The sequence below is a fragment of the Micromonospora sp. NPDC049900 genome (assembly GCF_044461025.1).
Lineage (GTDB): Bacteria > Actinomycetota > Actinomycetes > Mycobacteriales > Micromonosporaceae > Micromonospora.
Window position 1 is genome coordinate 24,904 of sequence record NZ_JBITKM010000021.1, and the last position, 12,105, is coordinate 37,008.

A 12,105-nucleotide genomic window follows, 5' to 3' on the forward strand; every position below is an offset into this window, starting at 1 on the left:
CTGTGCACGGCTACCGTGTGGTCATGGGAGACGTGCGGAAGCCGGCACCGCGACGGGTGCACATCGATCACCGACAGGTCCGGGCGTTGGCACACCCGCTGCGCAACCGGCTGCTCGGTGCGCTTCGGGTGAAGGGGGCGGCGACCGCCACCACCCTCGCCGACCTGCTGGACACCAACACCGGCGCGACCAGCTACCACCTACGCCAGTTGGCCGAGGTCGGCCTGGTCGTCGAGGAGCCCGACCGGGGTAGCGGGCGGCAACGCTGGTGGCGGGCCGCGCACGACGTCACGAGCTTCGAGAGCACCGACTTCGACGACGACCCGGACGCCCGGGCCGCGATCGAGTGGATCCAGGCCGATCAGGTGCGACTGTTCGTCGAGCAGGCGGAGCGGTGGTTCGCGGTACGCGACAGGTGGTCGCCGGAGTGGCGGGAGGCCTTCGGCATGAGCGACGTCTTCATGACCATCCCCGCCAGCCGGCTGAAGGAACTCCAGGCCGAGCTGTTGCAGATCCTCCAGCGCTACCACGCCGAGGCGGACCCGGACGCGCCCGGCGCCGAGCAGGTGCAGGTGGTGCTGGCCAGCCACCCGCTGTCGATGGGGACGAAGCAGTGACCAGCGACCTGTCCGTACTCCAGATCCGCCGTCGTTTCCTGGTCCTGCACGGGCTCCGGTGGCTTCCGGTCGGCCTGATGATCCCGGTGATCATCCTGCTCATGCAGGAGCGGGGCCTGACCCTGACCCAGATCGGGTTGGCCGTCGCGGCCCAGGGGGTGGTGGTGCTCGCCCTGGAGTTGCCGACGGGCGGTTTCGCCGACGCGCTGGGCAGTCGGCCGGTGCTGGTGGTGGCGAACGTGGTCGGCCTGGCGTCGCTGGCCCTGCTGGTGGTCGCCGACTCCGTCGCCCTGCTGGTCGCCGTCTGGGCGTTGCAGGGTGTGTTCCGGGCCCTGGACAGCGGCCCGTTGGAGTCCTGGTACGTCAACAGCACGCTCGCCGTCGACCCCGATGCCGCGTACGAGAAGGGGCTCGGCCAGGGTGGCACGGTCCTCGGCCTGTCCATGGCGGCCGGGGCGCTGCTCAGCGGTGGGCTGGTGGCGCTGGGGCCGGTGGGCCCGGTCAGCGCGCTCACCACGCCGATCGTGGTCGCGGTCCTGTTGCAGGCCGTCGCCCTGGTGGCGTTGCTGACGTTGCTGGCGGAGCGGCGTCCGGTGGCCGGTGCCGGCGCGCTGCGGTCCTCGGTCCGTGCGGCACCGCGCATGGTGGGTGAGGCCTTCGGCCTGCTGCGTCGGTCCCGGGTGCTGCTCGCGCTGGTGGCGGTCGAGCTGTTCTGGGGCTTCGGCACGATGACCTTCGAGGGACTGTTGCCGGTCCGGCTCGCCGAGGTGGTGGGGGACGGCGACCGCGCCGCCGCCCTGCTCGGTCCGGCCAACACCGTGGCCTGGCTGGCGTCCGCGGGGGGCGCGGCGCTCACCCCGCTGCTGATCCGCCGGTTGGGGGCCGCACCCGGTGCCGCCCTGCTCCGGATCGTGCAGGGGGTCACGGTCGTCGGTATGGCCCTGTTCGCGGGCCCGGTCGGTGTGCTGGTCGCCTTCATCGCCTGCTACGCCGTGCACGGCGCGTCGAACCCGCTGCACATGGGACTGCTGCACCGGCAGGTGGACGGGCCCTACCGCAACAGCGTGATCTCGGTGAACTCGATGGTCGCCATGCCGGCGGGGGCGTTGGGCGGGGTGGTGCTCGGTCTCGTCGGCGATCGGGCCGGGGTGGGCACGGCGATGCTGGTCGGCGCGGTGGTGCTGGCCGTGGCCGCGCCGCTCTACCTGCCGGCCTGGCGGGCCGCCCGGGCGTCCGCCGACGCGGCGAGCCGGACCGAGGTGAGCGGGAAGCTGCCGGTGTAGCCGAGCCGCCGGTACAACCGGATCGCGCCGACGTTGTCCGGATAGACGCCCAACGCCACCGTGTCGTACCGCGCGGACAGCGTGCGGGTCAGGCCGGCGGTCAGCGCCGCGCCCAGACCCCGGTTGCGCCGCGTCGGGGAGACCACCAGCCCGGCGAGGAAGCCGACCTCGCCCCGGGTCCGGTCCGCCCCGGCGGCGATCAGCCGGTCGCCGTCGCGGATGCCGTACCAGTCGACGATTCCGGCGCCACCGGGCCGCGCCGTACTGGTCGGGAACGCCTCGTCGATCAGCGCGGTCAGCGCCGGGTGGTCCGCCGCGCTCAGGCGGACCACCCGCTCCTCGCCGGACTGCGGCGGCGGCGCGCCGGTCGTCCAGAGGAAGTCCCAGTCCTGGTACGCCGCCCCGGCCGTACCGGCGCGGTCGGTGGCGGGATCCAGCCGGGGCAGGTGCGCCCACTGGCCCGCGTCGAGCAGCCGCTCCTCGGCGAGCGCGCCGACCAGTTCGACGGCCGCGCCCGGCACCCCGACGGCGGCACAGACCGTCGACTCCGTCGACGACCGCAGCCAGCACACCGCCCCGTCGTGCCGCCAGCCGCGCACCGGAGCGTGTCGCGGCACCGTGTGCCGGAAGAAGGGATGGTGGTCCACGGCGGCCAGGATCGCCTCCCGGCCGACCAGGGCCTCGGCAGCGATGATCACGGGAACAGCCTAGGTGGGGGCGCTACGGGGTGACTCTGATCCAGGGTGGAGATTGGCGAGCCGACCGATCGGGTACATCCCGCGCCGAACCTACTGGAACCCCCACCGGAGGAACGACATGCTCGCCATCGCCGCCGCCGCGGTTTTCGGCTTCGCACTCTTGCTCGACCTGCTGAACAGCAATCTCGGTGCACCGGATCTGTTCAACTGGAACACCCTCGTGCTGATCGGGCTTCTGCTGCTCGCGCTGCACCTGGCCGGCTTCGGCAGCCGGGGCGGCGGTGGCCGCTGGTACCGGGGTCGCCGCCCAGGGCGCGGCTGACCGAGAACGATCATCCCGGGCTCGGCCGGCAGCGCGATTCCGGCGTTGTCGGTCGAGCCCGGTACTGTTCTCGTGATGGAGTCCGACGCCCTGTTCACCCTCAGTGAACCCACGGCAGCACCCGGTGCGCCGACGGGTTCCGACGGCGTCGGCGGCTTCACCCCGGTCGGTCCGGACGCACCGCTCCCGGTCCGGATGCGCCCGGCCACCCTGGACGAACTCGTCGGCCAGGACCATCTGCTCGCGCCCGGCGCACCACTGCGGCAACTCGTCGCCGGCAACGCGCCGATGTCGGTCATCCTGTGGGGGCCGCCCGGCAGCGGCAAGACGACCATCGCCCACCTGGTGGCCGCCGCCACCGACCGGCGGTTCGTGGCCATGTCGGCGCTCTCGGCCGGCGTCAAGGACGTCCGAGCCGTGATCGACACCGCCCGGCGTCAGCGGCGCACCGGTGGCCCGCCGACCGTCCTGTTCATCGACGAGGTGCACCGGTTCAGCAAGACCCAGCAGGACTCGCTGCTCGCCGCCGTCGAGGACCGTACGGTCACGCTGCTGGCCGCCACCACGGAGAACCCGTACTTCTCGGTCATCTCCCCGCTGTTGTCCCGGTGTGTGCTGCTGACTCTCCAGCCGCTCGACGACGCGGCGGTCCGCGCGCTGCTGCGTCGGGCCCTGACCGACGAGCGTGGCCTGGGCGGCGCGCTCGACTGCGCACCGGAGGCGGAGGACCACCTGGTCCGGCTGGCCGGTGGGGACGTCCGCAAGGCGCTCACCGCGCTGGAGGCGGCGGCCGGGTCGGCGACCGCGCTGGGCACCGGCCGGATCGACCTGGCCACCGCCGAGCAGGCGGTGGACACCGCCGCCGTGCGCTACGACCGGGCCGGTGACGCCCACTACGACGTGACCAGCGCGTTCATCAAGAGCATGCGCGGGTCGGACGTGGACGCCGCGCTGCACTGGCTGGCCCGGATGCTGGTGGCCGGTGAGGACGCCCGGTTCATCGCCCGACGGCTGGTCATCTTCGCCAGTGAGGACGTCGGCATGGCCGATCCGGGCGCGTTGAGCGTCGCCACCGCCGCCGCCCACGCCGTCGAGTACGTCGGCCTGCCCGAGGTGCAGCTCAACCTCGCCCAGGCGGTGATCCACCTGGCCACCGCCCCCAAGTCGAACTCGGCAACCGCCGCGATCGGCGCGGCGATCGCCGACGTCCGGGCCGGCCGGGGCGGCCCGGTGCCGCGCGGCCTGCGCGACGGCCACTACGCCGGGGCGCGCGGGCTCGGCCACGGCATCGGGTACCGCTACCCGCACGACGACCAGCGGGGCGTGCTCACCCAGCAGTACGTGCCGGACGACCTGGTCGGCACCGACTACTACCAGCCGAGCCAACACGGTGCGGAACGGTCGGTGGCCACCCGGCTGCCGCTGCTGCGCCGGATCGTCCGCGGGCTGCCCGCGCCCGCCCGCGTACCGGCGGAGACCACGGGTGACCGGGTGGCGACGACGGGCCGGGCCGAGACGCCCCCGTCCGGAGTCGACGGCGGCCAGTCCACGGTCACGGACGCCCACGCGGCGGATGAGGTCGGCCGCGGCGCCGACGGGAAGGGTCAACAGTGAAATCGTCGGAGCGACCGGAGGACGGCCCGGACGAGCGGCGTCCCAAGGGCCGTCGCTGGGGCCGGAACAAGCCCGAGGCCGCCCCGGAGGACCCGGGCGCCGGTGAGGACTTCGGCTGGATCGACGACCTGCGCTCGGCCAAGCAGCAGCGGGGGGAACTGGGCCCGGACGGGGTCGCCCCGGCTCCGGACGGCCCCGGCGCCCGCCCCGCCCCGCCGGTCACCGACCGGCCCGGTCAGGTGCCTCCGGTCCGTCCGGGGCAGCCGCCCACCGGACGTCCGGCACCCCCCTCCGGGGCCGTCCCGCCGCCTCCGCCGGGGTCCGTTCCGCCACCGGTAGCCGGTGGCCGGGCCGCGATGCCGCCCGGCATGCCGGATCCGGCCGCCGGTCCACCGGCCGCACCGCCCCGCCGGCTCCCGGCCGAGCCGCCACGCTCCCGTCCGGTCGACGGGCCGTGGCCGGGCGCACCGGCCCCCCGCCCGCCCGTCGGTGCACCGCCGCACGCTGCACCGCCCACTTCCGGGCCTCGGCCGCCCGCCGCCGAGCCCTCGTCGCCCGGCCCCCGGCCGCCCGCCGGCCCCGGCCCCCGGCCTTCCGCCGGCCCCGGCGACCGTGCACCGTTCGGTTCCGGCCCGCCGCCTGCTGCTGGGCCCGGTGACCGTGCGCCGGGCGGGCCACCGTTCGCCGCCGGGCCGCCTGCTGGCCCGGGTGACCGCGCTCCGGGTGGTCCCTCGTTCGCGACCGCACCGCCGCCCGGCGGGCGACGGGAGAACGGCCCGACGGGTGAGCCGACCGGCGGCTGGCCCGCCGACGCGGGCGGCCCGCCCGGTTGGCGCGGACGTCCCGGGCCCGCCGAACCTGTCTCGGGCGGGCCGGGCGGCCACCCCTCCGCGATGACGTCCGGCCCGGTCTCCGGCGCGCCGACCGGCCCGGTTCCGGGCGTGCCCGCCGGACCCGAGTCCGGCGGACCGGCCGGTCCCGCGCCACACCAGCCCACGCCACGACGGAACCCCGCCGGTCGGCCCAGCGGGATTCCGGCCAGTGCACGCCGGACCGTCCCGCGCGGCCCGGTCCGGGGCACACCGCCGCCGGAGGCGGGCGCCGGTCCGCGTACCCCGGACCGCACCGACCCCGATGCGACGGCCCCGGGCGTCGGTGGCCCTGCCGGACCCCGCCCGACCGCGCCCCGCCCGGCCGATGCCGCGACCCACCAGTCCGCGACGCCGCAGGTCGGCACGGCTCCGTCCGACACCACCGGCCCGGTGCCCCGCCGTGGCCGCCGGGCTGCGGAGGACGGCGTACCGACAACCGACCCCGGTATCCGCCCGTCGTCGGGACCGGCTGGCCCCGCCGTCGCCGGTGGGCCCTCCGTCGCGCCGTCGGGAGGCCGCCGGGGTGGTCGCCGCCGCGCCGCCGAGCCCGAGGAAGAACAACCGATCGTCCCGCTGTCCGGCAACGCGCCGGCCATTCCCGGAGTGCCGTCCGGCGATCCGTCGGCGATGCCCGTCACCCCGTCGGAGCCCCGCACCGTGTCGCCCGAGCGGGCCGACTCCTCGTTCCGGGGCCGCCGCGCCGCACCTGAGGAACCGGCGACGCCGCCGGCCGGCCGCCGGGCCGCCGCGCCGACCGAGAACCCGGTTCGGGGTCGCCGCGCGGCCGGCGGCGAGGAGACGCCGCCTCCGGGGCGGCGGGCCGCCGACGACTCCGGCCGCGCTCCCGCACCCGGTGACACCGGCGAGCGGCCGTTCGCCGCCCGGGCCGGTCAGACCGGGGAACGACCTGTGGTGGCGCGGCCCGGCGACACGGGTGAGCGCCCGTACGTGACGCGGCCCGGTGACACCGGCGAGCGGCCGTTCGCGACCCGACCCGGTGACGGCCGGGCCGGGCGTCCGGAACGGCCGGCCGACTGGCTGCGACAGGCCGGGCGCGGGCACCACACCGATCCGGCGCTGCCGACGGTCAAGCGGCGGCCCGGCACGACACCGGGCGGTCCGGCCGGGCACGCGGGCGGCACCCCGTCCGGTGGTACGGCGATGCTCGGTGGTCGTCGTGACGCGGACGGCCCCTCGCGCGCGAACCCGGACGACCAGACCGACCCGGGCGGCATCCCGGGCTGGCCCGCCGCGGCCATCCCCGGAGCCGGCCCTGCCGCGCCGGGACGCCCCGGTGGTGGCCGCCCCGACGCCCCGCCGAGCGACCACGGACGACCCGACGCAGCGCCCGCCGGTCGTAGCCGACCGGATGCGCCCCGGACCGATCGCGGCCGACCCGACGGGCCGCCGGGCGAGCCCGGCCGTCCCGACGGAGCGCCGGTCGATCGGGCTCGACCCGATGGTGCGCCGGTCGATCGGGCTCGACGGGATGGACCTCCGGTCGGGCGGGGCCGGGCCGAACCGCCCGGTACCGCTCCGATGGGACCGGGGGGACCCGCCGGCCGTCCCGGACCCGAGGCATCCACCGGCCGTACCCGGCCGGTCGGCCGCCCGGACGGCGGTCCGGCCGGTCCGCCGCGCGGCACCGGGCCGACGGAGGGTGTTCCCCCCGGTCCGCCGCGCGGGACCGCCCGCCCCGACGCCGGCCCGCCGCCGCGTGGACCAGTGTCCCCGGACGGGCCGCGTGGATTAGTGTCCCCGGACGGTCTGTCGCCGCGTGCGCCGATGCCGCCGGACTCCGGCGCACCGCGTGGACTGACTCCTTCCGACGGCGCGTCGCCGCGTGGCCCCGTACCCCCCGATGCCGGTCCGCCGCCGCGTGGCCCGATGCCTCCGGACGCCGGTGCGCCGCGTGGTTCCGGCGGCCCCGACACGACGGCGGCAGGACCGGGCCGTCCCGGTGGCATGCCGCCAGGGCCCGCTCGGGGGGCTGCCCGGCCTGCCGGACCGCCCCACCCGGAGGTCGGACGGCGTCGCCCCGACGGCGGCCCGATGCACCCCGAGGTGGGCTCCCGTCGACCCGACGGTGCCCCGGGACGCCCTGAGGGCGGGCCGGGCCGACCCGACGGTGGGTCGGGCCCCGGTGAACCGCCGTCCGCGGTGGCCCGCGCCGCCGCGTCGGCCCCACGCCTCGACGACCGCCCGGCCGGTCGGGCCGCTCCGCCCCAACGGGACCCGGCCCGCCCGGAACCGTCCGGTGCCGCAGCGGTGCCCCCGCCACCGGCTGCCGGGGAGGCGGTGGCCCGGGCCGCCGCCGTGGTGCCGTCCGCCGACCCGAGCAGGCCCCGGCCCGCGCCGGAACCGGCGGTACGGCGCCCCGCCGACCCGGAGGACAGCGACGGCGACCGGCCCGACGACGAGGCGGTGGACGTCGACCCGGAGACGCGCCGGCAGACCGGTGCCGGGCAGCGTCGTCGTACGCTGCTGCTGGCCCTGGTCAGCGTGCTCCTGCTGGCCGGCGTGCCGGCCTTCTTCGGCGTGCAGGCGATGAACCGGGACCCGGTCTTCGTCGCGCTCGACGAACTGGAGGTGCCGGAGTGGGCCGCGGTGCAGCCGGAGGACTACGCCAGCGGCAGCCGCTGGTGCCTGCTGGACTGCCGGTTGCGCGAGCGGACCGTCACCTCCGAGCGGTCGCCGGAGGAGACGGCCCAGGTGTACGAGGCCGCGCTGAGCGGTGACGGCTGGCAGCCCTGGCGGCCCGCGTACTGCCCGGAGCAGGAGGAGAACGGCAGCTACACCTGCTGGCGGCGGGACGAGTTGACGCTGGACCTGTGGGTCCGGGAGCCGACCTGCGTACCGCCGCCGGTGGACGGTGAGCCGGCGGTGGTGCCGTCGCCCGACCCGTCGACCGCAGCCGAGGAGTGCTCCGGTTCGTTGGTGTCGGTGAAGGTCCGCAACGCGATCGACGACGAGCGGACCAGGCCACAGCCGGACACCGATCCGTCACTGACCGGTGAGGATCCCTTCCCGACGCTGACCGACGATCCGCTGGGCGAGTTGACGCCGTCACCACCGTCCTGAGCCGATTGTCATCACGGACGGTAGGGTCTGCATCTGGCGGCCCGCCCGCTGCCGACGAGCGCGTGGCGGGCCACCGGTGACGGCGAGGGCGAGAAGGTCGTACGTCTCGTGGGCCGTGATGTCCCGGGACCGTGTTGAGGAGGACAGGCGTGGGCTTTTTGGAGGTCGCGGCGTTGATCGCGGCTATCGCGTTCGCGATGCTGGTGCTGATCCTGACGCTGCCCATCCTGCGGCTGCGGCACACCGTGGACGCGACCACCCAGATGATCAACGACCTCAACGACCGGACCGGGCCGCTGCTCGGTGACGTCAACACCACCGTGCGGAACGTCAACGTCACCCTGGAACAGGTGCAGACGTCACTCGACGGGGTGAACCTCCAGCTCGCCAAGGTCGACACCATGACCAGCCACGCGCAGAACATCAGCGCCAACGTCGCCAACCTGGTCACCGTGGTCTCGGCCGCGGCGGCCAACCCGCTGGTCAAGGTGGCCGCCTTCGGCTACGGCGTGCGCAAGGCCGCCTCGGCCCGACGCAACGCCGAGACCGAGCGCGAGGTCCGCGACACCATCAAGTCCCAGCGGCGCGCCGCCCGGCGCGGCAACCGCTGACCGGCGTCGGAGGTACGAGCATGAAGCGGCTGTTCTGGCTGGGCATCGGTCTGGCCGTCGGCGTGGTGGTGGTCCGCCAGGCGACCCGTGCCGCGCACGCGTACACCCCGGCGGGCATCGCCGACAACCTGTCGCAATCCGCTGGCGGTCTCGTCGAGGAACTGCGTAGCTTCGTGGCGGACGTACGCGCCGGGATGGCCGAGCGGGAACACGAGATCCACGAGGCGTTCGCCCAGGGCGAGGCGTTCGACGACCAGTTCGCCGACGTGCGCGAGGAGCCGCGCGTCGGTGACAGAGACATCTTTCCGGAGGAACCCCAGCGATGAAGACGGCGGAGATCAAGCGGCGGTATCTCGCCCACTTCGAGGCGAACGGCCATGCCGTGGTGCCGTCCGCTCCGCTGCCCGCCATCAACGACCCGAACCTGCTGTTCGTCAACGCCGGCATGGTGCAGTTCGTTCCGTACTTCCTGGGGCAGCAGACGCCGTCGTTCTCCCGTGCGGTGAGCGTGCAGAAGTGCATCCGTACGCCGGACATCGACGAGGTCGGCAAGACCAGCCGACACGGCACGTTCTTCCAGATGAACGGCAACTTCTCCTTCGGCGACTACTTCAAGGACGGCGCGATCCCGTTCGCCTGGGAGCTGGCCACCAAGCCGGTCGAGGCGGGCGGCTTCGGGCTGGACCCGGAGCGGGTCTGGGCGACGGTCTACCTGGACGACGACGAGGCGTACGACATCTGGCGGCGCGTCGGTGTGCCGGTCGAGCGGATCGTGCGCCGGGGCAAGAAGGACAACTTCTGGTCGATGGGCATCCCCGGCCCGGCCGGTCCCTGCTCCGAGCTGTACTACGACCGGGGCCCGGAGTACGGGGCCGAGGGCGGCCCGGAGGTCGACGAGGACCGGTACCTGGAGTTCTGGAACCTCGTCTTCATGCAGTACGAGATCGCGGACGTGCTCAGCAAGGAGCAGTTCCGGATCGTCGGTGAGCTGCCGAAGAAGAACATCGACACCGGCATGGGCCTGGAGCGGATGGCCTCCATCCTGCAGGGCGTCGACAACCTGTACGAGATCGACGAGGTCCGGCCGATCCTGGACCGCGCCGCCGAGCTGACCGGCAAGCGGTACGGCGCGCACTCCGGGCACGCGGCGAACCAGTCGCACCCCGACGACGTCCGGCTGCGGGTGGTCGCCGACCACGTGCGTACCGCCCTGATGCTGATCGGCGACGGGGTGACCCCGTCCAACGAGGGCCGTGGCTACGTGCTGCGGCGGATCATGCGTCGGGCGATCCGCGCGGTCCGGCTGCTCGGCTGGCAGGAGCGGGCCCTGCCCGAGCTGCTGCCGGTGGCCCGGGACTGCATGGCGCCCTCGTACCCGGAGCTGGCCGCCGACTTCGACCGGATCTCCGCGTACGCGTACGCGGAGGAGGACGCCTTCCTGGCGACCCTGCGGGCGGGCACCACGATCCTGGACACCGCGATCACCGAGACGAAGTCGGCGGGTCGACCGGCGCTCTCCGGTGACAAGGCGTTCCAGTTGCACGACACGTACGGCTTCCCGATCGACCTGACCCTGGAGATCGCGGCCGAGCAGGGCCTCACCGTCGACCAGGAGGGCTTCCGGCGGCTGATGGCCGACCAGCGCTCCCGGGCCAAGGCCGACGCGCAGGCGCGTAAGACCGGACACACCGACCTGTCGGCGTACCGGTCGGTGCTCGACGCCGGTGGTCCGGTGACCTTCACCGGCTACACCGAGGTCTCCCGCGAGTCGACGGTGCGGGCGGTGCTCGGCACCGACGGGCCGCGCGCGGCGGCGGTCGAGGGCGACCTGGTCGAGCTGGTCCTGGACACCACGCCGTTCTACGCCGAGGGCGGCGGGCAGCAGCCCGACGTCGGCATGATCACCGTCGGTGGCGGTCAGGTCGAGGTCCTCGACGTGCAGCAGCCGGTGCCGGGGCTGATCGTGCACCGGGCCCGGGTGGTCCGGGGCGAGGTGCGGGCCGGTGAGACCGGGTACGCCGAGATCGACACCAGCCGTCGGCGGGCCATCTCCCGGTCGCACACCGCGACCCACCTGGTGCACCAGACCATGCGCAACTTCCTCGGCGAGTCCGCCACCCAGGCCGGTTCGCTGAACGCCCCGGGTCGGCTGCGGTTCGACTTCAACACCGCGACCGGGGTGGCGCCGAGCGTGCTGCGCGACGTGGAGCAGCAGGTCAACGAGGTGCTCCTGGCGGACCTGGAGGTGCACGCCTTCGTCACCTCGCTGGAGGAGGCGCGTCGGATCGGTGCCATGGCGCTGTTCGGCGAGAAGTACGGCGACCAGGTCCGGGTGGTCGAGGTCGGCGACTACGCCCGCGAGCTGTGCGGCGGCACCCACGTGGCCCGCTCCGGCCAGCTCGGCCTGGTCAAGATCCTGTCGGAGTCGTCCATCGGTTCCGGGGTACGCCGGGTCGAGGCGCTGGTCGGCATGGACGCGTTCAACTTCCTGGCCCGTGAGCACCTGCTGGTGTCCCGGCTGGCCGAGCTGTACCGGGTCCCCTCCGAGCAGGTGGCGGACCGGGTCGAGCAGACGGTGACCCAGCTCCGCGACGCGGAGAAGGAGCTGGAGAAGCTGCGCGCCCAGCTCGTGCTGGGCGGTGCGGCGGCGTTCGCCGCGCAGGCCCGGGACGTGCGTGGGGTGGCCTATGTCGGCATCGAGGCACCAGAGGGGGCGGCCGGCAACGACGTCCGCACGCTGGCCCAGGAGATCCGGGGTCGGATCGACGTGGCCCGGCCGGGCGTGGTCGCGGTGGCGGCCCGTGCGAACGGGAAGGCGTCCCTGGTGGTGTCGGTGAACTCGGCCGCCCGTAACCGGGGCCTCGCCGCCAACGACCTGGTCAAGGCGGCGTTCTCCGGGCGCGGCGGTGGCAGTCCGGACCTGGCCCAGGGTGGTGGGCTGCCGGAGTCGGAGGTCGCCACCCTGTTGCTCACCGTGGAGAAGGCGGTCGCCGAGGCGTGAGTCCTC

General features: G+C 74.9%; 9 protein-coding genes. 8 read left to right on the forward strand and 1 reads right to left on the reverse strand.

Annotated features, from left to right (window positions below; genetic code table 11):
- Positions 1 to 23: 23 nt before the first annotated feature.
- Both ACIBMZ_RS28030 and ACIBMZ_RS28035 read left to right on the forward strand, forming a co-directional pair.
- A complete protein-coding gene (locus ACIBMZ_RS28030) occupies positions 24 to 617 on the forward strand; it encodes a helix-turn-helix domain-containing protein (protein WP_396698886.1) in 594 nt (197 codons plus the stop codon).
- Entirely contained in the window at positions 614 to 1,900 is a 1,287-nt protein-coding gene (locus ACIBMZ_RS28035) for an MFS transporter (protein WP_396698888.1), read from the forward strand. Before ACIBMZ_RS28030 ends, ACIBMZ_RS28035 begins: the two co-directional genes overlap by 4 nt.
- Here ACIBMZ_RS28035 and ACIBMZ_RS28040 read toward each other — a convergent pair.
- A complete protein-coding gene (locus ACIBMZ_RS28040) occupies positions 1,819 to 2,598 on the reverse strand; it encodes a GNAT family N-acetyltransferase (RefSeq protein WP_396698890.1) in 780 nt (259 codons plus the stop codon). The genes ACIBMZ_RS28035 and ACIBMZ_RS28040 overlap by 82 nt on opposite strands.
- A 118-nt stretch (positions 2,599 to 2,716) precedes the next feature.
- Here ACIBMZ_RS28040 and ACIBMZ_RS28045 point away from each other — a divergent pair, with 118 nt between their 5' ends.
- The 6 genes from ACIBMZ_RS28045 (at position 2,717) to alaS (ending at position 12,099) form a co-directional block, all read left to right on the forward strand.
- Positions 2,717 to 2,920, forward strand: coding sequence for a hypothetical protein (locus ACIBMZ_RS28045; protein ID WP_396698891.1), 204 nt, complete (start codon positions 2,717 to 2,719; stop codon positions 2,918 to 2,920).
- Positions 2,921 to 2,995: 75 nt separating this feature from the next.
- The gene (locus ACIBMZ_RS28050) at positions 2,996 to 4,534 is read left to right on the forward strand and encodes a replication-associated recombination protein A (RefSeq protein WP_396698893.1); all 1,539 of its coding nucleotides are present in this window, start codon (positions 2,996 to 2,998) and stop codon (positions 4,532 to 4,534) included.
- Between the two features lie 3,296 nt (positions 4,535 to 7,830).
- A complete protein-coding gene (locus ACIBMZ_RS28055) occupies positions 7,831 to 8,487 on the forward strand; it encodes a hypothetical protein (RefSeq protein ID WP_396698960.1) in 657 nt (218 codons plus the stop codon).
- Between the two features lie 149 nt (positions 8,488 to 8,636).
- Positions 8,637 to 9,098 carry a DUF948 domain-containing protein gene (locus ACIBMZ_RS28060; RefSeq protein WP_396698895.1) on the forward strand — a complete coding sequence of 154 codons (462 nt, stop codon included), beginning with the start codon at positions 8,637 to 8,639 and terminating at the stop codon, positions 9,096 to 9,098.
- 20 nt (positions 9,099 to 9,118) lie between these two features.
- Positions 9,119 to 9,424 (forward strand): hypothetical protein, encoded by a 306-nt coding sequence (locus tag ACIBMZ_RS28065; protein ID WP_396698897.1) that lies wholly within the window; start codon positions 9,119 to 9,121, stop codon positions 9,422 to 9,424.
- Complete coding sequence (gene alaS / locus ACIBMZ_RS28070; protein WP_396698899.1) at positions 9,421 to 12,099, forward strand: alanine--tRNA ligase; 2,679 nt, start codon at positions 9,421 to 9,423, stop codon at positions 12,097 to 12,099. Before ACIBMZ_RS28065 ends, alaS begins: the two co-directional genes overlap by 4 nt.
- Positions 12,100 to 12,105: the final 6 nt, after the last annotated feature.